General features: G+C 66.5%; 23 protein-coding genes and 1 pseudogene. 12 read left to right on the top strand and 12 right to left on the bottom strand.

From position 1 onward, the window contains the following. A partial coding sequence (locus P24_RS17940; protein ID WP_008946169.1) for a protein-disulfide reductase DsbD family protein occupies positions 1 to 1,602 on the top strand: 1,602 nt, incomplete at its 5' end. A 53-nt stretch (positions 1,603 to 1,655) separates the two neighbouring features. Then, a complete protein-coding gene (locus P24_RS17935; protein ID WP_008946168.1) occupies positions 1,656 to 2,279 on the top strand; it encodes a redoxin domain-containing protein in 624 nt (207 codons plus the stop codon). 54 nt (positions 2,280 to 2,333) lie between these two features. Here the strand turns inward: P24_RS17935 and P24_RS17930 are convergent, their stop codons facing one another. Then, entirely contained in the window at positions 2,334 to 3,764 is a 1,431-nt protein-coding gene (locus P24_RS17930) for an amidase (RefSeq protein ID WP_008946167.1), read from the bottom strand. 93 nt (positions 3,765 to 3,857) lie between these two features. On the opposite strand from P24_RS17930, the gene P24_RS17925 reads away from it, so the two are divergent. Further along, complete coding sequence (locus tag P24_RS17925) at positions 3,858 to 4,871, top strand: Ldh family oxidoreductase (protein WP_008946166.1); 1,014 nt, start codon at positions 3,858 to 3,860, stop codon at positions 4,869 to 4,871. A 16-nt stretch (positions 4,872 to 4,887) separates the two neighbouring features. On the opposite strand, the gene P24_RS17920 is transcribed toward P24_RS17925, so the two are convergent. From P24_RS17920 to groES, 3 genes are all read right to left on the bottom strand, one after another. Next, a complete protein-coding gene (locus tag P24_RS17920) occupies positions 4,888 to 5,394 on the bottom strand; it encodes a MarR family winged helix-turn-helix transcriptional regulator (protein WP_008946165.1) in 507 nt (168 codons plus the stop codon). Positions 5,395 to 5,685: 291 nt separating this feature from the next. Further along, entirely contained in the window at positions 5,686 to 7,332 is a 1,647-nt protein-coding gene (groL, locus tag P24_RS17915; protein WP_008946164.1) for a chaperonin GroEL, read from the bottom strand. A gap of 48 nt (positions 7,333 to 7,380) precedes the next feature. After that, a complete protein-coding gene (groES, locus tag P24_RS17910; RefSeq protein WP_008946163.1) occupies positions 7,381 to 7,695 on the bottom strand; it encodes a co-chaperone GroES in 315 nt (104 codons plus the stop codon). Positions 7,696 to 8,061: 366 nt separating this feature from the next. Between groES and P24_RS17905 the strand changes: the two genes are divergently transcribed. Further along, entirely contained in the window at positions 8,062 to 8,325 is a 264-nt protein-coding gene (locus P24_RS17905; RefSeq protein ID WP_008946162.1) for an usg protein, read from the top strand. Between the two features lie 58 nt (positions 8,326 to 8,383). Here the strand turns inward: P24_RS17905 and ahcY are convergent, their stop codons facing one another. From ahcY to P24_RS17870, 7 genes are all read right to left on the bottom strand, one after another. Further along, positions 8,384 to 9,679 (bottom strand): adenosylhomocysteinase, encoded by a 1,296-nt coding sequence (gene ahcY, locus P24_RS17900; protein WP_008946161.1) that lies wholly within the window; start codon positions 9,677 to 9,679, stop codon positions 8,384 to 8,386. Between the two features lie 113 nt (positions 9,680 to 9,792). Then, a complete protein-coding gene (locus P24_RS17895; protein WP_008946160.1) occupies positions 9,793 to 10,074 on the bottom strand; it encodes an HPr family phosphocarrier protein in 282 nt (93 codons plus the stop codon). After that, positions 10,071 to 10,478: a PTS sugar transporter subunit IIA gene (locus P24_RS17890; RefSeq protein WP_008946159.1), complete on the bottom strand. Its 408-nt coding sequence runs from the start codon at positions 10,476 to 10,478 to the stop codon at positions 10,071 to 10,073. The genes P24_RS17895 and P24_RS17890 overlap by 4 nt, the downstream gene beginning before the upstream one ends. Next, positions 10,475 to 11,455, bottom strand: a complete 981-nt coding sequence (gene rapZ, locus P24_RS17885; protein ID WP_008946158.1) for an RNase adapter RapZ — start codon at positions 11,453 to 11,455, stop codon at positions 10,475 to 10,477. Before rapZ ends, P24_RS17890 begins: the two co-directional genes overlap by 4 nt. Positions 11,456 to 11,465: 10 nt before the next feature. Then, positions 11,466 to 11,882, bottom strand: coding sequence for an HPr kinase/phosphorylase (locus P24_RS17880; RefSeq protein WP_008946157.1), 417 nt, complete (start codon positions 11,880 to 11,882; stop codon positions 11,466 to 11,468). 4 nt (positions 11,883 to 11,886) lie between these two features. Beyond that, entirely contained in the window at positions 11,887 to 13,602 is a 1,716-nt protein-coding gene (locus P24_RS17875; RefSeq protein WP_008946156.1) for a stimulus-sensing domain-containing protein, read from the bottom strand. Between the two features lie 48 nt (positions 13,603 to 13,650). Further along, positions 13,651 to 14,349, bottom strand: a complete 699-nt coding sequence (locus P24_RS17870; RefSeq protein ID WP_008946155.1) for a response regulator transcription factor — start codon at positions 14,347 to 14,349, stop codon at positions 13,651 to 13,653. A gap of 274 nt (positions 14,350 to 14,623) precedes the next feature. On the opposite strand from P24_RS17870, the gene P24_RS17865 reads away from it, so the two are divergent. The 4 genes from P24_RS17865 (at position 14,624) to P24_RS17850 (ending at position 19,594) form a co-directional block, all read left to right on the top strand. After that, positions 14,624 to 15,109, top strand: a complete 486-nt coding sequence (locus P24_RS17865; RefSeq protein ID WP_008946154.1) for a copper chaperone PCu(A)C — start codon at positions 14,624 to 14,626, stop codon at positions 15,107 to 15,109. Next, positions 15,087 to 15,842 carry a HugZ family pyridoxamine 5'-phosphate oxidase gene (locus tag P24_RS17860; RefSeq protein ID WP_008946153.1) on the top strand — a complete coding sequence of 252 codons (756 nt, stop codon included), beginning with the start codon at positions 15,087 to 15,089 and terminating at the stop codon, positions 15,840 to 15,842. Before P24_RS17865 ends, P24_RS17860 begins: the two co-directional genes overlap by 23 nt. A 130-nt stretch (positions 15,843 to 15,972) precedes the next feature. Beyond that, positions 15,973 to 17,583 carry a phosphoenolpyruvate carboxykinase gene (locus tag P24_RS17855; protein WP_008946152.1) on the top strand — a complete coding sequence of 537 codons (1,611 nt, stop codon included), beginning with the start codon at positions 15,973 to 15,975 and terminating at the stop codon, positions 17,581 to 17,583. Positions 17,584 to 17,647: 64 nt separating this feature from the next. After that, a complete protein-coding gene (locus tag P24_RS17850) occupies positions 17,648 to 19,594 on the top strand; it encodes a sensor histidine kinase (RefSeq protein ID WP_008946151.1) in 1,947 nt (648 codons plus the stop codon). Here P24_RS17850 and P24_RS17845 read toward each other — a convergent pair. Then, positions 19,591 to 20,625 (bottom strand): NAD(P)/FAD-dependent oxidoreductase, encoded by a 1,035-nt coding sequence (locus P24_RS17845; protein WP_008946150.1) that lies wholly within the window; start codon positions 20,623 to 20,625, stop codon positions 19,591 to 19,593. The genes P24_RS17850 and P24_RS17845 overlap by 4 nt on opposite strands. A gap of 162 nt (positions 20,626 to 20,787) precedes the next feature. Between P24_RS17845 and tsaE the strand changes: the two genes are divergently transcribed. The 4 genes and pseudogenes from tsaE to P24_RS17825 all read left to right on the top strand — a co-directional run. After that, complete coding sequence (gene tsaE, locus P24_RS17840; RefSeq protein ID WP_008946149.1) at positions 20,788 to 21,267, top strand: tRNA (adenosine(37)-N6)-threonylcarbamoyltransferase complex ATPase subunit type 1 TsaE; 480 nt, start codon at positions 20,788 to 20,790, stop codon at positions 21,265 to 21,267. Next, positions 21,264 to 22,289, top strand: coding sequence for an aminoglycoside phosphotransferase family protein (locus P24_RS17835; RefSeq protein WP_008946148.1), 1,026 nt, complete (start codon positions 21,264 to 21,266; stop codon positions 22,287 to 22,289). The genes tsaE and P24_RS17835 overlap by 4 nt, the downstream gene beginning before the upstream one ends. Beyond that, entirely contained in the window at positions 22,286 to 23,014 is a 729-nt protein-coding gene (locus P24_RS17830; RefSeq protein ID WP_008946147.1) for a nucleotidyltransferase family protein, read from the top strand. Before P24_RS17835 ends, P24_RS17830 begins: the two co-directional genes overlap by 4 nt. Then, a pseudogene (locus P24_RS17825) lies at positions 23,014 to 23,937 on the top strand (double-strand break repair protein AddB); the annotation flags it as partial. The gene P24_RS17830 and the pseudogene P24_RS17825, both read left to right, overlap by 1 nt.

The raw sequence follows: 23,937 nt of genomic DNA, 5'->3' as shown, positions 1-23,937 counted from the left end.
GCCGCCGAGGCGCGGCTGCCGGTGGCGAGCCCCTGGGCCGCGCGCTTCGAGGCCAGCGGCGGCACGCTGCGCCTGGCGCTCGACGCTGCCGGCCTGCGCCGCGACTCCATCGAGGATATCTGGTTCTACCCCAATGAGTGGGGCGTGATCGCCCATGCCGCGCCACAGCAGCTGCGCGTCGAGGCGGATCGAGTCGTGCTGACGATGGCGCCGGGCGATGCCTTCCAGCCGACGCTGGCCAGCCTGGACGGCGTGCTCGTCGTGAAGGAACGTGCCGGCGATGCCCTGCTGACCCAGGCACTGACGGTCAATGCGCCGGCCGGCACGGTTGCCGCAGGTAGCGGCGGGCTTGGCATTGGCTCCATCGGCATCGGCACTGCGCTGCTGTTCGCCTTGCTGGGCGGGCTGATCCTGAATTTGATGCCCTGCGTCTTCCCGGTGCTGTCGATGAAGGCGCTGGCGCTGGTCGAACAAGCCGGCAAGCAGCCGGCCCAGGTGCGGCTGCACGGGCTTGCCTATACTGGCGGCATCCTTGTCAGCTTCGCCGCGCTGGCCGGGTTGCTGGCCGCCCTGAAGGCTGGCGGCACCGCCGTCGGCTGGGGCTTCCAGTTCCAGTCGCCGGTCTTTGTGCTGCTGCTGGCCTATCTGCTGTTCGCGGTCGGCCTCAACCTGTCGGGCGTGTTCACCATCGGCGGATCGGTCGCCGGCGTGGGGGCGAACCTCGCCGCGCGCGGCGGCTATACCGGCAGCTTCTTCACCGGCGTTCTGGCCGCAATCGTCGCCACGCCCTGCACAGCGCCTTTCATGGGCGCGGCCATCGGCTTTGCCATCGCCGCCCCGCGGCCGGTGCTGTTCGCCGTGTTCCTGGCGCTGGGGCTGGGGCTGGCCCTGCCTTATGTCGCCCTGTCCGTCTGGCCGCCGCTGCTGCGCCTGCTGCCGAAGCCGGGATTGTGGATGGAGCGCTTCAAGCAGTTCCTCGCCTTCCCGATGTATGGCGCGGCGGTCTGGCTGGTCTGGGTCTTGTCGCTGCAGGCCGGCGCCGAGGGCGTGCTGACCGCGCTGGGCGGCATGCTGCTGATCGGCTTCGCCGCCTGGCTTTATGATGTGACGCGGATGTCTGGCGGGAGCGCGCGCCGCATCGGCGGTGGGCTGGCCGCCATCGCGCTGGTGTCCGCCATCGGCTGGGGCATCGCCGGCGGCAGCCATGCAGCGCCGAGCGCCACCCCAGCCTCGGGACAGGCAGGCGCTGCCGAGACCACGCCGTGGGAGCCCTACAGTCGGCAGAAGTTCGAGGCGCTGCGCGCCGAGGGCAGGCCGGTATTCCTGAACTTCACCGCCGCCTGGTGCATTACCTGCCTGGTAAACGAACGGGTGGCGCTGAATCGCCCTGACGTGGCGGCAGCTTTCCGCACCGGCGACGTGACCTATCTCAAAGGCGACTGGACAAACCAGGATGCGGAAATCACCGCCAAGCTGGAGGAATTCGGCCGCTCCGGCGTGCCGCTTTACGTCTTCTATCCGGCCGGCCGCGACTCGCAGCCGGTCGTTCTGCCGCAGCTGCTGACCGTCGATATCGTTCTCGGCGGCATCGGGGCCGGCTGATGCTGATGACCATGCGTACCCTTTGACACCATTCCTGACACAGGAGAGATGCCATGCTGATGCGCAAGATGTTCCTGCCGGCCCTGATGGGCCTTACCCTGTCGCTGGCGGTTCCGGCAGCGGCCTCGGCCAGCCCGGAGGTGAACCAGCCCGCCCCCGCCTTCACCGGCAAGGCCGCCGACGGCAGCACCGTCGCCCTCGAGTCCCTGCGCGGCAAGACCGTCGTGCTGGAATGGACCAACCATGACTGCCCCTTCGTGAAGAAGCATTACGGTGCGGAGAACATGCAGGCGCTGCAGAAGGAGGCGAAGGCCCGCGACATCGTCTGGCTGCAGGTCATCTCCTCCGGCCCCGGCAAGCAGGGCCATGTCGATGGTCCGACCGCGATGAAGCTGAACGATCAGCGCAGCGCCGTGCCGGCCAACACCCTGCTCGACCCCGAGGGCACCATCGGCAAGGCCTATGGCGCGCAGACCACGCCGCACATGTACATCATCGATGCCAAGGGCACGCTGGTGTACAAGGGCGCCATCGATTCGATCCCCTCGGCCCGCGCCGACGACATTCCGCAGGCGGTGAATTACGTCAGCGAGGCGCTGCAGGCGATGGACAAGGGTGCGCCGGTGCCGAACCCGGTCACCCGTGCCTATGGCTGCGCGGTGCATTATTCGTCGTAAGCGATACAAGAGCCTGAAGAACGACGCCCCCGGTCACGCCGGGGGCGTTTTCTTTTACGCCTTCACGATGGGATCGATGGGGAGGCGGGTCGAGAGGCCAGCGGCATCCTCGAACAGCTTCGCTGCCTGCAGCATGGCGGCCTCGCCGCGCGGCTTGCCGACGATCTGCATCCCGACCGGCAGCCCGTCCTTCGTGAAGCCGCACGGCACCGAGATCGCCGGGCAGGAGGTCAGGGTGAAGGCCGAGCAGACCAGTACCCATTCGATGTAATTGTCGAATTTGTGGCCATCGACCTCCGCCACATAGCGCTGCTCCACCGGATAGGGCGGCACGATGGTGGTCGGGCAGACCAGCACGTCGTAGCTCTCGAAGAACTTGGCCGTGCGGTAGAACAGCTCGCCGCGCCAGCGCTCGGCCTTGCCGATCTCCTCAGCGGTCAGCTTCTGGCCCTTCTCGATGTTCCAGATGACTTCGGGCTTCAAAAGGTCGCGGTGCTTTTCCAGCAGCGGCGCCTTGGAGGCGGCGAACTGCGAGGCGCGCAGGATCTGGAAGGTCTCCTGCGATTCCTTCAGGTCGGGGCAGGCCTCTTCGACCGTGGCGCCCAGGCTCTCGAACAGGCGGGCCGCCTTGGTCACGATCTCCCGCACTTCCGGATCGACCGGCGTGATGCCGTTCAGATCAGCCGAGAAGGCGACGCGCGACAGCTTGCCCGGATTGGCCACCGCCGCCGAGAAGGAGGTGGCGGGTTCCGCCAGCGAGATCGGATCGCGCGGATGCTGGCCGGCCATCGCGTCCAGGAACAGTGCGGTATCGGCGACGGTGCGCGCCATCGGCCCATCGACCGACAGGTTGGCGAAGGGCATCAGCGACGGGCCGTGCGCCACCCGGCCGGGGCTGGGGCGCATGCCGACGATGCCGCAGAAGCTGGCCGGGCTGCGCAAGGACCCGCCCAGGTCGGAGCCAGTGGCCAGCCAGACCTGCCCAGTGGCCAGCGCGACCGCCGCCCCGCCGGAGGAGCCGGCACAGCTCTTGCGGGTGTCCCACGGATTGACCGTGGTGCCCAGCACCTCGTTGAAGGTGTTGGCGCCGGCGCCGAACTCCGGCGTGTTGGACTTGGCGATGGTGACGGCGCCGCGCCGGTCCAGCATCTCCACCATATGGTCGGAATGGTCCGGCACGTAATCCTTGTAGATCGGCGAGCCATAGGTGGTCAGCACGCCCTTCACCGGGTTCAGGTCCTTCACCGCGATGGGCAGGCCAGCGAGATAGCCGGCATAATCCTTGTCGCCCGGCTGAGACTCCAGCCGCTTCGCCTGCTCGCGCGCCCGGTCAAGGCACAGGGTCGGCAGCGCGTTTACGGTCTTGTCCACCTCGGCAATGCGGGCAGCGGCGGCATCGATCATCTCCAGCGGCGAGACCTTGCGCTTTTTCAAAAGATCGACGGCCTCGACGGCGGTCAGCTTCACGAGATCGGCGTGGCTCACGGATTTCCCCCTCGGTTCTTGTTCGGCAAGTTGTCAGTGGCGTGACCATCTGACATACATCCTTTCGACCCGCCCCGCCACAGATCGAGACACATGCCGCACTCTCTTTCCCTGCCTGCGCTGGAAGCGCTGATCCGCGATGTGATGCTGAACAGCCGGGTCTCGCCGGCCACCGCCGCCAGCGTCGCCAGCGCGCTGACACGGGCGGAGGCGGAGGGCATCAGCTCGCACGGTGCCGCGCGCGCGCCGGTCTATGCCGATCAGGCGCGGAACGGCAAGGCGGACGGGCTGGCGACACCCCGCGTAGAGCGGACGGCAGCGGCGGTGATCCGCGTCGATGCCCGTACCGGCTTTGCCTTTCCGGCCATCGATGCCGGGCTGCAGGCGGCCTGCAACATCCTGCCGGAAACCGGCATCGCCGCCATCGGCATCGCCAATTCGCACCATTTCGGCGTCGCCGGCCATCCGGTCGAGGATATGGCGCTGAAGGGCTATATCGCGCTGGCCTTTTCCAACACGCCGCAGGCCATGGCGCCCTGGGGCGGGAACCGGGGGCTGTTCGGCACCAACCCCATCGCCTTCGCCTTTCCGCGCCAGGACCGGCCGCCATTGGTGATGGATCTGTCGCTGAGTGTTGCCGCGCGCGGCAAGATCGTGCTGGCGGCAAAGGAAGGGCGCGCCATCCCGGAAGGCTGGGCGATCGACGCGGATGGCAATCCCACCACCGATTCGACGGCCGCACTCGCCGGCACGGTGCTGCCCATTGGCGACGCCAAGGGATCGGCCCTGGCGCTGATGGTCGAGCTGCTGTGCGGCGCGCTGACCGGATCGAACTTCGGCTATGAGGGCACCTCCTTCTTCGAGGCCGAGGGCGCGCCCCCAAGTGTCGGTCACATGATCCTGCTGTTCGACCCGGCCCGCTTCGGCGGCGGAGACGTGGCAGCGCGCGGCGAGGAGATGTTCGCGCAGATCACGGGGCAGCCCGGTGCCCGGCTGCCCGGCGAGCGGCGGCGGGCGCTGAAAGCCGCCGCGGAACGCGACGGCCTCTCGCTGCCGGACGCCCTCTATGCGGAACTGGTGCGGCGCGCTGGCGGCAACGCTCTCTAGCCGTCAGGCATCCCCATCAGGCATCAAGACCGCCGCTGCCGCGCTGCCGGGTCCAGAGCGTCCGCAGATCGACCATCAGTGCGCTGTCGTTCGGGACCGTCTTGCGCCCCTGCTTCGGCAGGTCGAAAAACTCCCGATCAACCGTCTCGGCCAGTGGCAGCGCGCGCTCCGCCAGCGACCGGCCGGCCAGTGTCAGGCGCGGCAGACGGGCGCGGGCATCGGCCCCCCGGCTGCGTTCCAGCAGGCCTTTCGCCTCCAGCGTGCGCAGCACCTGCGATGTCATGGTGGCATCCGCTTGGCAGAACCGGGCGAGGTCGCCCTGGGTGATCGGCATGCCGGTGATGGCTTCACGCTGCTCCAACCGCAGCAGCGCGGTCAGCAGCATTGCCTGCACATAAGTGAGGCCGAGCGGCGCGAGCACGATCCGCATCTGCCGCTGCCAGGCATTGGCCAGCTGCCACAGCAGGAAGCCCGGCGATTCCTCTGGTTCTCCCGGAGAGTCCGGGATCTGTCTTGCTTTCATTTATGGCGCCCTCCCTATCGCTATTATCGCATCGCCAGCCCCGGTTATCCGGGTGCCGCGTGCGTCTTTTCATTGCCTGGCGCTGTTCTGCCCCGCCGCAAGCGGCGGGATAACGTTATTGTCAGCCCCTTTCGTCCATTCCATGTGCAATCTGAAATATACTAAAGCACAGAGCCGTGAGGCTGAACAGTACACGCGCAAAAGGTACGCGCCTGTTCCCTGGTGCAAAGAAAAACCCCGGCAGCCGAAGCTGCCGGGGTTCTTGTCTTTTGGGCTTGGAAAAGGCCGGACTTAGAAGTCCATGCCGCCCATGCCACCCATGCCACCCATGTCCGGAGCGCCGGCCGGGGCCTTCTTCTCCGGCTTGTCGGCGACCATCGCCTCGGTGGTGATGAGCAGCGAGGCGACCGAGGCCGCATCCTGCAGGGCGGTACGCACGACCTTGGTCGGGTCGATGATGCCGGCCTTCACCAGGTCCTTGTACTCACCGGTCTGGGCGTCGAAGCCCCAGCTGGAGTCGGTCGATTCCAGCAGCTTGCCGACAACCACGCCGCCGTCCATGCCGGCGTTCGCGGCGATCTGCTTGGCCGGGGCCTGGATCGCGCGGCGCACGATGTCCACACCGACGCGCTGGTCGTCATTGCCCGGCTTCACCTTGTCGAGCACCTTAAGCGCGTGCAGCAGGGCGACACCGCCGCCCGGAACCACGCCTTCTTCGACAGCGGCACGGGTCGCATGCATCGCGTCGTCGACGCGGTCCTTGCGCTCCTTCACCTCGACCTCGGAGGCACCGCCGACGCGGATGACGGCAACGCCGCCAGCCAGCTTCGCCAGACGCTCCTGCAGCTTCTCGCGGTCGTAGTCCGAGGAGGTCTCCTCGATCTGCGCGCGGATCTGCGTGACGCGGCCCTCGATGTCCTTCTTCTTGCCGGCACCATCGACGATGGTAGTCTCTTCCTTGGTGATCAGCACGCGCTTGGCCTTGCCCAGCATTTCGAGCGAGACGGTCTCAAGCTTGATGCCGATGTCTTCGGAGATGACCTGGCCACCGGTCAGGATGGCGATGTCCTCCAGCATGGCCTTGCGGCGATCGCCGAAGCCCGGCGCCTTCACCGCCGCGACCTTCAGGCCACCGCGCAGCTTGTTCACCACCAGGGTGGCCAGGGCCTCGCCCTCGACATCCTCGGCGATGATCAGCAGCGGCTTGCCGGACTGCACGACAGCCTCCAGCACCGGCAGCATCGGCTGCAGGCTGGACAGCTTCTTCTCGTGCAGCAGGATGAACGGGCTCTCCAGCTCGGCGTTCATCTTGTCGGCGTTGGTGACGAAGTACGGCGACAGGTAGCCACGGTCGAACTGCATGCCCTCGACGACTTCCAGCTCGGTCTCCAGGCTCTTCGCCTCTTCGACGGTGATCACACCCTCGTTGCCGACCTTCTCCATCGCCTTGGCGATCATCTCGCCGATCTCGCGCTCGCCATTGGCCGAGATGGTGCCGACCTGGGCAACCTCGGCGGAGGTGGCGATCTTCTTGGAGCGCTTCTTCAGGTCCTCGACGACGGCGGCGACGGCGAGGTCGATGCCGCGCTTCAGGTCCATCGGGTTCATGCCGGCGGCAACCGACTTGTTGCCCTCACGCACGATGGCCTGGGCCAGCACGGTGGCGGTGGTGGTGCCGTCACCGGCGACGTCGTTGGTCTTCGAGGCCACTTCGCGCACCATCTGGGCGCCCATGTTCTCGAACTTGTCCGACAGCTCGATCTCCTTGGCGACGGAGACGCCGTCCTTGGTGATGCGCGGCGCACCGAACGACTTCTCGATCACGACGTTGCGGCCCTTCGGACCCAGCGTGACCTTCACCGCGTCAGCCAGAATATCGACGCCGCGCAGCATCTTGGTGCGGGCTTCGCTGCTGAACTTAACTTCCTTGGCAGCCATGTATGTCTTCCTTCAATTGGGTTGGATTAAGCGACCGGGAGAGGCGCCTCAGGCGGCCTTCTTGCCCTTCGCGGCGCCTTCGATGACGCCCATGATGTCGCTTTCCTTCATGATCAACAGCTCCTGGCCGTCGACCTTCACCTCGGTGCCGGACCACTTGCCGAACAGCACGCGGTCACCCGCCTTCACATCCAGCGGGCTGACGACACCCTGCTCATTCTTGGCGCCCGGGCCGACGGCGATCACTTCGCCTTCCATCGGCTTTTCCTTGGCGGTGTCCGGAATGATGATACCGCCGGCGGTCTTCTCCTCGGACTCCAGCCGACGGACCAGCACGCGATCGTGCAGAGGCCGAAACTTCATATGGGTAGCCCTCCTCAATGACACGCGGGCATTGGTGCCGCGTGGAAATGACTGAATTTGCAGCTCCCGGAGGGAAGGAACCGGGCACACAGGCCCCGTTAGCACTCTCCCCCGATGAGTGCCAGACACATAGGAAAGTGAATTTTCCCTGTCAAGGCGCGCAATGGAATGAGTCGGTGCGGATTCTGCGCAGGCGCTTCGTGGGTGGGGCCCGGAACTGTTAGCACTCTCGGCGGCCTGCTAACAAGTTATTGATTTACAACATTTTTATTGCCGACGCCACAAGCCGGCGGCACAGTTACAGAAAAACGACAGGGACGCAAATTTTTCCGCAAACTTTTCCAGCGACACGGGAGACTTTTGCCGATGAGCGGACTGATCCGACAGCTTGATGGCTACCGCCTGACCACCGCCGAGATCCTGTATCACCTGCCCGACCATCCGGGGCTGCTGCAAAGCTTCATCTGGCAGGAATATGACATGGCCCCCTCCTACCCGGTGCTGCGGCGCTTCCTGGATTTCTGGCAGGGCAATCTGGACGGCAAGCTGCACTCGGTCACGGTCGGATCGGCCAGGCTCATCACGCCAGGCTCGCTGCGCCACGCCAATGTGAGCCTCAGCCTGCACTGATGCCCAAAAGACGAAGGGCCGGCTGTGAGCCGGCCCTCCTTTGTCCCCTGCGCCAGGATCAGTAGCGATACTGGTCCGGCTTGAACGGACCCTTGTCCTCGACGCCGATATAGGCGGCCTGATCGGCACTCAGCTTGGTCAGCTTCGCGCCAACCTTGGCGAGGTGCAGCGCGGCCACCTTCTCGTCCAGGTGCTTCGGCAGCACATAGACCTTGCGCTCGTAGTTCGCGTGGTTCTTCCACAGCTCCAGCTGCGCCAGCACCTGGTTGGTGAAGGAGGCACTCATCACGAAGCTGGGATGGCCCGTGGCATTGCCCAGATTCACGAGCCGTCCCTTGGACAGCACGATCAGCCGCTTGCCATCGGGGAAGACCACCTCATCGACCTGCGGCTTCACCTCTTCCCACTTGTAGTTGGACAGGGCGCCGATCTGAATCTCGGTGTCGAAATGGCCGATATTGCAGACGATGGCCCGGTCCTTCATCTGGCGCATATGGTCCAGCGTGATGACGTCCTTGTTGCCGGTCGCGGTGACGAAGATGTCGGCCTGCGGGGCGGCATCCTCCATCGTCACGACCTGATAGCCTTCCATCGCCGCCTGCAGGGCGCAGATCGGGTCGATCTCGGTGACCATCACGCGGGCGCCGGCATTGCGCAGGCTGGCGGCCGAGCCCTTGCCGACATCGCCATAGCCGCAGACCACGGCAACCTTGCCCGACATCATCACGTCGGTGGCGCGGCGGATGCCGTCCACCAGGCTCTCGCGGCAGCCATAGAGGTTGTCGAACTTCGACTTGGTGACGCTGTCATTCACGTTGATAGCCGGAACCTTCAGCGTGCCCTTCTTCTGCATCTCGTACAGGCGATGCACGCCGGTCGTGGTCTCCTCCGACAGGCCGCGCACGTCCTTCAGCATCTCGGGATACTTGTCGTGCATCAGCACGGTCAGGTCGCCGCCATCGTCGAGGATCATGTTCGGGGTCCAGCCATCCGGGCCCTTCACGGTCTGCTCGATGCACCACCAGAACTCCTCCTCGGTCTCGCCCTTCCAGGCAAAGACCGGGATGCCGGCCGCGGCGATGGCCGCAGCAGCCTGATCCTGGGTCGAATAGATGTTGCAGGACGACCAGCGAATGGAGGCGCCCAGATGGGTCAGCGTCTCGATCAGCACGGCGGTCTGGATCGTCATGTGCAGGCAGCCGACGATGCGGGCACCAGCCAGCGGCTTGGCGTTGCCGTATTCCTCGCGCAGCGCCATCAGGCCGGGCATCTCGGTCTCGGCGATGTTGATCTCGCGGCGGCCCCAATCGGCCAGCTTGATATCGGCGACTTTATAGTCGGTGAAGGAACCCATCGCGGCTGTCTCCTGAAAAGGCGGATCGTCGAAAATACGCTGTCGCGCCGGGCTATAGCAGAGGCCCGGCGTCGCAGCAAGGATAAAGATATCTTTATATGGTTATGAAAACGTTACTCCTCGCCGAACTTGTCGGCGACGAGTTGTTCGAGCGCCGCCATCGCCGTGGCGGCATCCGGGCCGCTGGTGGTGATCGCGATGCTGCAGCCCGGCGCGGCGGCCAGCATCATCAGCCCCATGATCGACAGGCCCGACACTTCCACCCCGCCCTTGGCGACGCGGATATCGGCGTCGAAGGTCTCGCTCAGCTTCACGAATTTGGCGGCGGCGCGGGCGTGCAGACCGCGCTTGTTCACGATGGTCACGCTGCGGTGCAGCGCCTCGTCTGCACTCACGAAATTTCCCCGGCCAGCAGCTTGGAGGCGACATTGATGTACTTGCAGCCCGCCTCCTGCGCGCTTTCCACGGCCTTGGCCAGGTTTTCCGTGCCGCGCACGCTGGCCAGCTTGATCAGCATCGGCAGGTTCACGCCGGCGATCACCTCGATCCGCGCCTTGTCGATGATCGAGATGGCGAGGTTAGACGGCGTGCCGCCGAACATGTCGGTCAGCACCACCACGCCGGACCCGCCATCGACCTCGCCGACCTTGTCGAGGATCTCCTGCCGGCGCTGCTCCATGTCGTCATCCGGCCCGATGCAGACAGCGGCCACCTGCTGCTGCTTGCCGACCACATGTTCCAGCGCGGCGATGAATTCGACGGCCAGCCGGCCGTGTGTCACGAGCACCATGCCAATCATGGGCTTTCCTTTTCGCTTGTTTGTGCCTCACCCGTCGAAAGGCCGCTCTTCTGGCGGCTCTCCCACTTTTCCATGTCACGATGCACCAGGATCACCTGCTGCCCCGCCTCGCGCAGCCATGCCGCCAGCCTCTCGGCGACATAGACCGACCGGTGCCGGCCGCCAGTGCAACCCAGCGCGATCGTCAGATAGCTTTTGCCCTCTTCGTAGTAGCGCGGCAAGAGCGGTTCCAGCATCGCCGTCAGCTGTTCGAAGAAAGGATGGAACCCGGCATCCCCCTCGACATAACGGGCCACTGCCGGCGCGCGCCCGTCGAGCGGCCTGAGCGCCGCGTCATAATGCGGATTCTTCAGGAAGCGCACATCGAACACCAGGTCGGCCTCGCGCGGCAGCCCCTCGCGGTAGGAGAAGGACAGCACGGTCAGTGTAACGCCATGACGCGGGTCGAGCGCATATTCGGTCCACAGCCGGCGGCGCAAATCGCCCGGCGCCAGCGCGCTGGTGTCGATCACCTGGTCGGCGCGCTCCTTCAGCGGCGCGATGCGCTGGCGCTCCAGCCTTATGCCATCCATCACCGGCCGGTCGGCGGCCAGCGGATGGCGGCGCCGTGTCTCGGTGAAACGCCGGGCCAGCACCTCGTCATCGCAATCGAGGAACAGCAGCCTTATGTCGCGCGTACACCGCCCGAGGGCCGCACCGTGCGCCGCATCGATCAGCGCGGCCAGCCGGTCCGCCTCAAAGTCGCGGGTCCGTATATCGACGCCGATGGCCAGCGGCCGGCGGATGCCGCCCGGCTCCCCCGCACCGTCCAGCAACAGCTGCAGCAGCCCGATGGGCAGGTTGTCGATGGCCTCGTAGCCGATATCCTCCAGCGCCTTCAGGCAGGCCGTGCGGCCAGCGCCGGACAGGCCCGTCACCAGGACAACCCGGTCGGTGATCGCATCCGCCGCAGCGGGAAAGGGGGCCAGATCGCTCATGAGCCGAGCATTATTCGCCCTTCAGGCGCGCCACCGCAAGCCGAAGCTTAACCACCGAGGACGCCTCGAAAGGCGCAAGCCGCAACAGCGGTATGGAGATGCCCAGCCAGATCCGCTCTGCCGCCGCCGGCAGCCGCTCCACCGTCTCCGCTGGCACCAGATCGACCGCGAGCCCGACTGGCACCGCGTCGCGCCAGGGCAGATCGACGATACCGAGGCCGCGCACCTCCAGCCGCCCGCGGATCGTCTCCGGGCAGCGCGCGACCAGACTTCCCCGTTCGGCGGAAAGCGCGGTCTGATCGTCAGCCAGCAACACCGCACCGGCATCGATGGCGCGCAGTGCCAGATCGGACTTGCCGCTGCCGGGCGCGCCGCACAGCAGGACGGCGCGGCCACCAAGGACGATGGTCGTGGCGTGGACCAGCATGAGATTACTGCTTGGGCAGCCGCACGGTGAAGCGGGCACCCAGCACCTTGCCGTCCGCATCCTTGCGGTTCTCCGCCGTGATCGTGCCGCCATGGGCGTCCACGATCTGCTTGGAGATCGACAGGCCAAGGCCGGAATGGGTGCCGAACCGCTCGCCCTTCGGCCGTTCCGTGTAGAAACGGTTGAAGATGTCGCCCAGCTTGTTCTCCGGAATACCCGGCCCCTCATCCTCGACCGTGAACACCACATTATTGCCCTGCCGGCTGCCGCTGACCGCGATCATGCCGCCGGGCGGGGAGAAGCTGATGGCGTTGGTGACGAGGTTGCGCACCACCTGCCCCAGCCGGGATTCCAGCCCCTTCACCAGCAGCTTGTCGCCAGATGGAACCTTGACCTTGAAGCGCGGGCCATCCTCCTTCGGCACGGCGGTATAGATGCCGACCAGCGTGCTCAGCATGACACCGACATCCACCGTTTCCATGTCGGCGCGGGACAGTTCGGAATCGAGACGCGAGGCGTCGGAAATATCGGAGATCAGCCGGTCCAGCCGCTTCACATCGTCCAGGATGACCGCCATCAGCTTCTGCTGCCGCTCGGCATCCTTCACTCGCGAGGCGGTTTCCACCGCGCTGCGCAGGCTGGTCAGCGGATTCTTGATCTCGTGCGACACGTCGGCGGCGAAGCGCTCGATGGCGTCCAGCCGCTGCCACAGCGCGTCGGTCATGGCGATCAGCGTGCCGGACAGCTCGCCGATCTCGTCACGGCGCTTGCGGAAGTCCGGGATCTTGTGCTGCCGGTTCATGCCGAGCCGCAGCCGTTCGGCCGCAGCCGCCAGCCGCTCGATGGGCCGCGTGATGGTGCGCGCCAGATAGAAGGACAAGAGGGCCGTCACGGCGAACACCAGCGCGAACACCTTCATGATGTCCAGCCGGACCGCCCGGATGTTCTCTTCAATGCCCTTGTCGGTACCGCTGATGACCAGCGCGCCAAGCACCTGGCGATAGCTCTGCACCGGCACCGCCACCGACAGGTGCATGCGCCCATCGGGCAGGCGGCGGCGGGCATAGGCGGCCTCGCCCTGCAGCGCCTCCACCACCTCCGGATAGTCCGGGGCGGTCTGCAGCGGCGCTTCCAGATAGGGCGGCAGCCGCTCGTCCGACGGCAGCCAGCCGACGATCCAGTCATACACCGCGTTCAGCGCCTGCTCGCCCAGGCTGGGACGCGCGCCAATCGGCGGCAGCGGCTCGATCTGCACCACACCATAAGGCCCGCGCAGCATCCGGCTGTCGGCCGCCATCTCGCCGGTCGGCAGGAAGACGCGGATGCGAACGCCGGGCGGCGGCTCGAACCGCCGCACCAGCTGGCGCGCCAGATCGGGCGACATGACGACAGAATCGTCACCGACATTCTGCACGATGCTGGCGCCCAGCGCGCCGGCCAGCAGCTCGGCCTGCAGCCGCATATTCTGCAATTCGGCGACGATCAGGCTGCGGCGATATTCATCCACATAGAGCACGCCGCCCACCAGCATCGCCAGGGCCAGCAGGTTGATCGCCATGATGCGCAGGGTCAGCGGCGAGACCAGCCATTTCCGGCGGCGGCGCAGCCGCGTCGCCACCTCCGCGACCGACAGGTCATCTGTGCCGGGCCGCCGCGAGGCTATCTGCTCCTGCTGCGCCTTTTCCTCCGGCACCTCATTCGCCGCTGCCTGTGTCGTCATCGGCCTGTTCCGCCTGCCGCCCTACTACCGGCCCGCATCTCCGGGACTTCAGCCTTCACGGTACCGGTAGCCAACGCCATACAGCGTCTCGATCTCCTGGAAATCGTCGTCCACGACCTTGAACTTCTTGCGCAGCCGCTTGATGTGGCTGTCGATGGTGCGGTCATCGACATAGATCGATTCGCCATAGGCCGCGTCCATCAGCTGATCGCGGCTCTTCACATGGCCGGGGCGCTGCGACAGCGCCTTCAGGATCAGGAACTCCGTCACCGTCAGATTGACCGGGTCGCCCTTCCAGGTGCACATGTGGCGGCGCGGGTCGAGCACCAGCTCGCCGCGCACGATCACATTCTCCTTGCTCTGCTCGCCGGTATCCTGCGCCAGCTCCTGGCGACGCAGCAGGGCGCGGATGCGCTCGATCAGCAGGCGCTGCGAGAACGGCTTGGTGATGTAGTCGTCGGCCCCCATGCGCAGGCCCAGCACCTCATCCACCTCGTCATCCTTCGAGGTCAGGAAGATGACCGGCATCGCCGTCTTCTTGCGCAGCTTGGACAGCAGTTCCATGCCATCCATGCGGGGCATCTTGATGTCGAGAACGGCAAGATCGACCGGGCGCTGGCTGATACCCAGCAACGCCTCCTCGCCATCCGCATAGGTGCGTACGTCAAACCCCTCGGCCTCCAGGGACATCTGGACCGACGTCAGGATATTCTGGTCGTCATCGACCAGGGCAATCGTTTGAGCCACTGTCGTATTCCCCTATTCGATGCGCGCTGCCAAGGTCACGCGTGAACCGGACCATTCCGGTACGAACTGCATTGAGCCAAACCATACTGGGATAGCGGTCCGGCGTCCTGCCTTTTGCGCAATAATAATGACCGGATTTAGGCAATGCCGCATAAAGTTACCAGAAGGCATTTTAAATAAACCTTCCCCGATGCGGCGCTTTGACCGATTGCCGGGATGAGAGCTTTCGGCAATCTTGCTCAATAGCTGACGACAACACGCTCAAAGGTGCCCCATGCGTTTCCTTCCCGGTTTTATGATTTTCGCCCTCGCCCTGATCGCGGCCGCGCCGGTGGCGGTTGCCCATGACAAGCATGTCGAAGCCACCAATGTCTGGGCGCGCGCGACCCCGCCCGGCGCCAAGAACGGTGCCGCTTACATGACCCTGACCAACGACACGGCGAAGGCGGACCGGCTGATCGATGCTGCCTCCGATGTGGCTGCGCGCGTCGAGATCCATACCCACCTGATGGAAAACGGCGTGATGCGCATGCGCCAGGTCGAGGGTGGCGTGGATGTCGAGCCGGGCACGCCGGTCGTCTTCCAGCCGGGCGGCCTGCACATCATGCTGATGGGCCTGAAGAAACAGCTGGTCCCCGGCGAGACGTTCGAGCTGGTGCTGACCTACAGCAATGCCGGCAAGGTGAAGGTGACGGCCGAGGTGATGCCGATCGGCGCCGATGGCAGCAAGGCGGGCCATGGCAAGGCCCACACCCACTGACAACACGACCGAAACGCCGGGCGATACCGCCCGGCGGCTGGTGCGGTCCTGTGACCGCGCCGTCCTTGGGACCGCGCTGACCGGGGCGGAAGGCTGGCCCTATGCCTCGCTGGTGCTGCTGGCGACGGACCATGCGGCCCGCCCCCTGTTGCTGCTCTCCGACCTGGCGGACCATACCAAGAATCTGAAGGCCGACCCGCGCGCCTCGCTGCTGATCGATGGCACCGCCGGCCTCGACGAACCGCTGACCGGCGCGCGCGTCACCTTGCAGGGGCACGTCACGCCGCTGGCGGACGATGCCCTGCTGGCGCGCTATGTCGCCCGCCACCCCTCGGCCGCCTTCTATGCCGGGTTCAAGGATTTCAACCTCTACCGCATGAATGTCGAGCGCGCCCATCTGGTCGCCGGATTCGGCCGCATCCACTGGATCGAGGCGGACGAACTGCTGTTCGATGCCGCGCCGCACGCCGCCCTCGCGGCCGCCGAGGCGGAGATCGTCGCGCACACGAACGAGGACCATGCCGACGCGCTGGACCTCTATGCAGCCAAGCTGCTCGGCCTCGATGGTACAGGCTGGGGGATGACCGGCATCGACCCGGAAGGCATCGACCTCAGGCGCAGTGGCGCCATCGCCCGACTGGATTACGCGGCTTTCGGCGAAAACGCGCCCAGCGATGCGGAACGCGCCCGCGCGGCATTGGTGCGGCTGGTGAAGCGGGCGCGCGCTACCTGAGCGGGCATATATCAGCGGCTGCATACAATATGGTTGCCAGCCGATGCGCGGCACCGCTATCTCTCATGAAATGCCCATAAGCGATGACCGTTAAAGGTCACGCGATAAAAATAACCGGAGGAAACCCACCGTGCAGATCACCGGCACCCCGGCCAGCAAGCATGGCCTCGACACCCATGGCCTCTTGAACCTGAAGGCCGCCCACTGGAACCTTGCGACGGCCGCGCTCTACGAAGCGGCGATCCGGCGCGGCGAGGCCGTGCTGGGGGCAGGCGGCGCGCTGATCACCAACACCGGCAAGCACACCGGTCGCGCCCCCAAGGACAAGTTCTTCGTCGATGAGCCGGGCTCGCGCGGCGATATCAACTGGGGCGAGGTGAACAAGCCCATCGACCAGGAGCGCTTCGACATAATGCTGGGCCGGGCGCTGGCCTATCTGCAGAACCGCGAGGTGTTCGTGCAGGATTGCTTCGCCGGGGCCGATCCAGCCTACCGGCTGCCGGTCCGGGTGATCACCGAGACGGCCTGGCACAATCTGTTCGCGCGCAACATGTTCATCCAGCCGAAGCGCGAGGAGCTGGCCCATTTCGAGCCGCAATTCACCATCATGAACGTGCCGAACCTGATGGGCCGCGGCGCTGCCGACGGCCTTGCCTCGGAGACCTTCATCCTGGTCGATATGGCGAAGCGGATCGTGCTGATCGGCGGCACCTCCTACGCCGGCGAGATCAAGAAGTCGGTCTTCACCCTGCTGAACTACCTGCTGCCGGCGCGCGGCGTGCTGCCGATGCATTGTTCGGCCAATATCGGCCAGCGCGGTGATGTGGCGATCTTCTTCGGCCTGTCGGGCACGGGCAAGACCACCCTGTCGGCGGATTCCACTCGGACGCTGATCGGCGATGACGAGCATGGCTGGTCGGACAATGGCGTGTTCAATTTCGAGGGCGGCTGCTACGCCAAGGTGATCCGCCTGTCGCGCGAGGCGGAGCCGGAGATCTACGCCACCACGGAGCGTTTCGGCACCATTCTGGAGAATGTGGTGTTCGATCCGGAAACCCGGCATCTCGACCTGAACGATGCCAGCCTGACCGAGAATACCCGCGCCTCCTACCCCATCGAGTTCATCCCGAACATGAGCCTGGACGGCACCGGCGGACATCCCGACAATGTGGTCATGCTGACCGCTGATGCCTTCGGCGTGCTGCCGCCGATCAGCCAGCTGACGCCGGAACAGGCGATGTATCACTTCCTGTCCGGCTACACCGCGCGCGTCGCCGGCACCGAGAAGGGGCTGGGCAGCGAGCCGCAGGCCACCTTCTCCACCTGCTTCGGCGCGCCCTTCATGCCGCGCCACCCGATTATCTATGCCGAGATGCTGCGCGACCGCATCGCCAAGCACGGCGCCAAATGCTGGCTGGTGAACACCGGCTGGAGCGGTGGCAAAGCGGGCGTCGGCGAGCGCATGAAGATCGCCTATACCCGCGCCATGGTGGCGGCCGCGCTGAACGGCACGCTGGCCCAGGCCGGCGTGCGGCAGGACCCGAATTTCGGCCTGCTGGTGCCGGAAAACTGCCCGGACGTGCCGACGGACGTGCTCGACCCGCGCCAGACCTGGGCGGACAAGGGGGCCTATGACAGCACAGCGCACGATCTGCGCGGTCGCTTCGAGGCCAATTTCAAGCAGTTCGAAAGCCATGTGCCGGAGAAGGTCCGCGCCGCCGGCGTGCGCGCCGCCGCATAAATCCATGCGGTACCGCCATCCGCGGGCGATTCCCTAAGCCCGGAACATCCTTTAGAGTGCCGGCATGACCCTGTTGCCATGGTTCATAGCCGGCATTCTTCTGCTGGCCTTGCTGCTGCTGGGCTGGCGGTATTTCCGGCTGCACCGGACGCTGTCCGGCCTGCGGGACGCCGCCAATGTGGCCGCTGTCGCCGAGGCCGTACCGATCCCGCTCTGGCGGCGCGATGCGGCGGGACGCATCGTCTGGGCCAATCCTGCCTATCGCACGCTGCAGGAAGCCTCCGGCGGCGGCGAGGATCTGGAAATCGGCGGCCCGTCGGCAAGCGATACCGGCGCCGATCTGGTGCGCCGGGCGATCCGCAGCGGGCACCCGCAATCGGCCAGCCGCTATGTTGCCACCGGGGAGCAGCGCGCCCTTCTGGAATTCAGCGAATTGCCGCGCGAGGACGGCGCTGGCAGCGCTGGCTACCTGACCGACGCAAGCGCGCTGGACAATGCCCAGTCCGAGCTGGAGCGCCACATCGCCGCCCATGACGCGGTGCTGGAGAACCTGCAGGTCGCGATCAGCATCTTCGGCCCCGACAAGCGGCTGAAATTCTTCAATGCCGCCTATGCCAGCCTGTGGGGGCTGGAAGAGCGCTTTCTGTCCGGCGAGCCCTCCATCGCCGAGGTGATGGACGCGCTGCGAGAGCGCCGCTGGCTGCCGGAAGTGACCGACTTCAAGGCCATGGTGCGCGCCATCGAACGCCGCATCACCTCGCTGCTCGACCCCGAGGAGGAGCTGCTGCACCTGCCGGACGAGCGCACCATCCGGCGGGTGACCGCGCCGCACCCGTTCGGCGGGCTGGTGTTCGCCGACGAGGATGTGACCGACCGGCTGGCGCTGGAACGCAACTTCAACACGCTGAACGCCGTCCAGCGCGAGACGCTGGACAATCTCTACGAAGGCATTGCCGTCTATGGCGGTGATGCCCGGCTGAAACTGTGGAACCCGGCCTATGCCCGGATCTGGCAGCTGCCGGCCGATCAGCTGGACCAGCAGCCGCATTATGCCGATTTCCTGGAAATGACCCGGCCGCTGCACAGCTTCGAGTCCTGGGAGGCCTACAGGGGCCGGGAAATCGAACGGCTGGGCGAGCGGCGCAGCTGGACCGAGCGGCTGATCCGGGCGGACGGCACGGCCATCGACTATGCCCATGTGCCGCTGCCTGACGGGGCGACGCTGTTCTCCTACCTCGACGTGACCGATTCCTACCGCGTCGAACGCGCCCTGCTGGAACGCAACGAGGCGCTGGAAGAGGCTGACCGGCTGAAGAACGAGTTTGTCGCCAATGTCTCCTACGAGCTGCGCACGCCGCTGAACGCCATCGTCGGCTTCTCGGAAATCCTCGACCAGGGCTATTTCGGGCCGCTGAACGACCGCCAGCGCGAATACAGCCAGGCCATCCTGTCCTCATCGCAGCGGCTGATCTCGCTGGTGAACGACATTCTCGATCTCGCCAGCATCGAGGCCGGCTACATGACGCTGGAGCTGGAGGAGGTCGATGTCCGTGAGATGCTGGACTCGCTGATGACGCTCAGCACCGAGGCCGCACGCACGCGTGGCGTGCAGATGGCGCTGGATTGCCCGGACGGCATCGGCACCGTGCGGGCCGACGGGCGGCGGCTGAAGCAGGCCATGTTCAACATCGTCAGCAATGCGCAGAAATTCACGCCGGCCGGGGGCAGTGTGCGGATCGAGGCGCGGCGCGAGGAGGATGCGCTGCTGCTCTCCGTCACCGACACCGGCGTCGGTATCGCCGCCCGAGACCAGGAGCGCGTGTTCGGCAAGTTCGAGCGCGGCCGGAACCAGCGCGACACTGGCGCGGGGCTCGGCCTGTCGCTGGTGAAAAGCCTGATCGAACTGCATGGCGGCCAGATCGGCCTGACCTCCGAGGTTGATCAGGGCACGGTGGTCACCGTCCGCCTGCCCGGCGACAAGCCGCTGCCGCAGGGGCAGTCCGCCGGTTAGGCGGGAACGCCCCCTGGCGCGCCCCCGGGCACACCGCGCGTCGTCGAATATTCGAAATGCAGCGCCGTGTCGGGACGCAGGATCGGGTGGATGGCATGCGCCGCCAGCGCTGCCTCGGCAAAGCCGGTCAGGATCAGCTTCAGCTTGCCGGGATAGGCATTCACATCGCCGATGGCGAAGATACCGGGCTGGCTGGTCGCCATGCTGGCCGGATCGACGACAAGGTGGTTCCGCTCCAGTTCAAGGTGCCATTGCGCGATCGGCCCCAGATCGGTGGACAGGCCGAAGAAGGCCAGCAGCGCGTCCGCCTCCAGCCGCCGCACCGTGCCTTCCAGCGTGGCGACATTGACCGCCGTGAGCTGCCCGTCCGCCCCTTCCAGCCCCTGCAGCTGATAGGGTACGACCAGCTCCAGCACGCCCTCGGCATGCAGCTGCTCCAGCCGGCAGACATTCTCGAAGGCGGCACGGAATTTCGGCCGCCGGTGCACCACCATGACCTTCGCGATATCGGACAGCGACAGCGCCCAGTCCACGGCGGAATCACCGCCGCCGGCGATGACCACACGCTTGCCGCGGAAATCCTCGCGCCGCTTCACCATGTAATGCACCGAACGGCCCTCATAGACCTCGATGCCGGGAATCGGCGGCCGGTTCGGCCCGAAAGCGCCCGCGCCCGCCGCGATGATGACAGCGCCCGCCTCGATCACCGTCCCGGCGGAGGTGGTCAGCCGCCAGCCGCCATCGGGCAGCCGCTTCAGGCCTGTCGCCTCCTCGCCCAGATGGAAGACCGGCGCGAAGGGTGCAGCCTGCTGCTCCAGCTTCACGATCAGGTCCGCCGCGTCGATGGTGGGGTATCCCGGAATGTCGTAGATCGGCTTTTCGGGGTAGAGCGCCACGCATTGCCCGCCAACCTCGCCCAGCGAGTCCACGACATGGCAGCGGAACCCCAGCATGCCGCATTGGAAAACGGCGAAAAGGCCGACCGGCCCGGCGCCGATGATGACAACATCGGTCTTGTGAGGAGTGCTCATGGCGTTCGAATCTTTGCTCACGGGAATGCGGCGCTAAAGATGGCCGGGGCCGCCCGGCATATCAACCCCGGGCGGATAAGGGGCATATCGCGCCGTTGCCTATCGAGTCCCGCATCGCTACAACCGGAACCGATGATCCGTGTCGCAGGGACCCACAGAAGCGTGCCCGATACCGCCCCCCTCATCGCCCGGTTCGACTTGCCCGATGCTGCGGCGACGCAGGCGCTGGGCGCCGCCCTGGCACCTCGCCTGAAGACCGGCGACGTGGTGGCGCTACTGGGCGATCTGGGCGCCGGCAAGACGGAGTTGGCGCGCGGCCTGATCCGCGCCCTGTTCGGCGGGAATACCGAGGTACCCAGCCCGACCTTCACGCTGGTCCAGACCTATGAGGATGGGGCGGTGCCGCTGTCGCTCTGGCATTTCGACCTGTACCGGCTGGAAGACCCGGAGGAGGCCTTCGAGTTGGGCATCGAGGATGCCTTCGCCGACGCCGTCTCGCTGATCGAATGGCCGGAACGGCTGGGCCCCTACCTGCCTGCCCGCCGGCTGGAGATCGCTTTGTCGCATGTCGCAGAGGGAAGGCGCGCCACGCTCTCCGGCGGCAGCGACTGGCCGGAACGGCTGAAAGGACTGAGCCTGTGACTTCTGTTCAGGACATTTCCCGGGCCGACCTGATATCAGGCTTTCTCGCCCGCGCCGGCTGGCAGGATGCCGCCTTCTTGTGGCTGCCGGGCGATGCCTCCTTCCGACGCTATGCAAGGCTCACGCGCGGGTCGGAAACCGCGATGCTGATGGACGCGCCACCGCCGGTGGAGGATGTCCGCCCCTTCATAGCCGTGGCCGAACATCTGCTGCGCCTCGGCCAGCGCGCGCCGCGCATCCTGGCCCGCGACGAACAGGCCGGCCTGCTGCTGCTTGAGGATTTCGGCGATACCACCTTCACCCGTGCGCTGGCGGCCGGCACGCCGGAGCAGCCGCTCTATCGCGACGCGCTGGACCTGCTGATCGGGCTGCATCGCCATGCCGACGCAGCATCCATCCCCCTGCCCGCCTATGACGATGCGCTGTTCCTGCGCGAAGCGCATTTGCTGACCGACTGGTACCTGCCGGCGGTTGCCCCTGGCGCAGATATCGAGACAGCCCGCGCCGGCCTGACAGGGGCGCTGACGCCGCTGCTGGCGCAGGCCCGGCAGGTGCCGCAGACGCTGGTGCTACGCGACTACCATGTCGATAACCTCATGCTGCTGCCGGGCACACAGCCGGGCGGCGGGCCGCAGGGGCTGGGGCTGCTCGACTTCCAGGACGCGGTGATCGGGCCGGTGACCTACGACCTGGTCTCGCTGCTGGAGGATGCCCGGCGCGACGTGGCGCCCGCACTTGCCGCCGCGATGCTGGCGCGCTACGCCGCCGCCTTCCCGGAGATCTACCCGGCGGCGCTGGACCTGTCCTGCCGGATCATGGGGGCGCAGCGCAGCATGAAGATCGTCGGTATCTTCACCCGGCTGTCGCGGCGCGACGGCAAGCATCGCTACCTCACTCACATTCCCCGCCTGTGGCGGCTGATCGCCCGCGATCTCGACCATCCGGCGCTGGCGCCGCTCGCCGCCTGGCTCGATGCCGCGATCCCGCCCGACATCCGCACGACACCGGAGACACCGGCATGAAGACGCCGAAGACCGCGATGATCCTGGCCGCCGGCGAGGGCCGCCGGATGCGGCCGATCACCGAGACCCTGCCGAAGCCGCTGGTGGAGGTCGCCGGCAAGCCGCTGATCGACTACGCGCTGGATCGGATGGAGGAAGCCGGCATCGAAACTGTCGTGGTGAACAGCTGGTGGCAGGCCGAGGTGCTGGAATCGCATCTGGCAAAGCGCCAGACCCCGCGCATCGAGATTTCCCGCGAGGCGGAACTGCTGGATACCGGCGGCGGCGTGAAACGCGCCCTGCCGCATTTCAGCGACGCGCCCTTCATCGTCGCCAATGGCGACAGCCTGTGGCTGAACGGCCTGTCCTCAGCGCTGGCAAGGCTGGCCGAACTCTGGGACGATGAGCGCATGGACGCGCTGCTGATGCTGTTCCCGACCCATGGCGCGCTGGGCTATCGCGGCCCCGGCGATTTCTACCTGCATCCCGACACCGGCATCCGCCGCCGCAAGGAGCAGGAGGTTGTGCCCTTCGCCTATATGGGGGTGCAGATGCTGCATCCGCGCCTGTTCGAGGGCGCGCCGGAGGGCCCGTTCTCGCTGAACCTGCTCTACGACAAGGCGGCGGAGGCCGGGCGACTGCACGGCATGGTGCATGACGGCATGTGGTACCATGTCAGCACCCCGGAAGACATTCCAGCCACCGAGGAAGCCTTCCTCGCCGGCCATACGCTGAAAATGGTGTGATGACGGGGGCCTCACCTTCCGTCTTCTCCATTCCTGCCGGTGGCGGTTTCGCCGACGCGCTGGCCGCCGGGCTGATGGCGCGGGCCGGCGGCGACCCGCTGGCCCTGTCGCGCATGCTGATCCTGGTGCCGACCCGGCGCGGCGGCCGGTCCCTGCGCGAGGCCTTCCTCAGGCTGTCCGACGGCAGGCCGCTGCTGCTGCCGCGCATGATGCCGCTGGGCGATCTGGATGCCGACGAGATCGAGCTGCATGGCGAAGCGGAGGCGCCGGGGAGTGCCGCCGCGGACATCGCGCCAGCGATCCCGACACTGCGGCGGCAATTGCTGCTCTCGCGGCTGATCCTGAAGCTGGGCGAACGGCTGGAGGATGGGCCGCGCCGCCCGGACCAGGCGATAAGGCTGGCGGCTGAACTGGCCCGGCTGCTGGATCAAGTACAGACCGAGCGCCTGTCGTTCGACGACCTCGCCGGGCTGGTGCCGGCGGAGTATGCCCGGCACTGGCAGATCACGCTGGATTTCCTGCGCATCGTCACCGAAGCCTGGCCGCAAGTGCTGGCGGAACATGGCGCGCTGGACCCGGCGGCGCGGCGCGATGCGCTGCTGACGGCGCAGGGCGCGCTGTGGCGCGCCAGCCCGCCGGACTTTCCGGTGATCGCCGCCGGTACCACCGGCAGCATCCCGGCCACTCGTGATCTGCTGGCGGTGGTCGCAGGCCTGCCGCAGGGCATGGTGGTGCTGCCCGGCCTCGACCGGCTGAGCGACGAGGCCACCTGGCGCGAGATCGAGGGCGACGAAAGCCACCCGCAATTCAACCTCGCCCGGTTGCTGCGCCATCTGGGCGTCGAACGGCAGGATGTCGCCGGCTGGACGGAAGCCGCACCATCCGCCCGCGACCGGCTGATCGCCGAGGCGCTGCGGCCCGCC

Source organism: Oceanibaculum indicum P24, from assembly GCF_000299935.1.
GTDB lineage: Bacteria > Pseudomonadota > Alphaproteobacteria > Oceanibaculales > Oceanibaculaceae > Oceanibaculum > Oceanibaculum indicum.
Note: the sequence above shows the minus strand (reverse complement) of the source record. Positions and strands in the feature narration are given on the sequence as shown.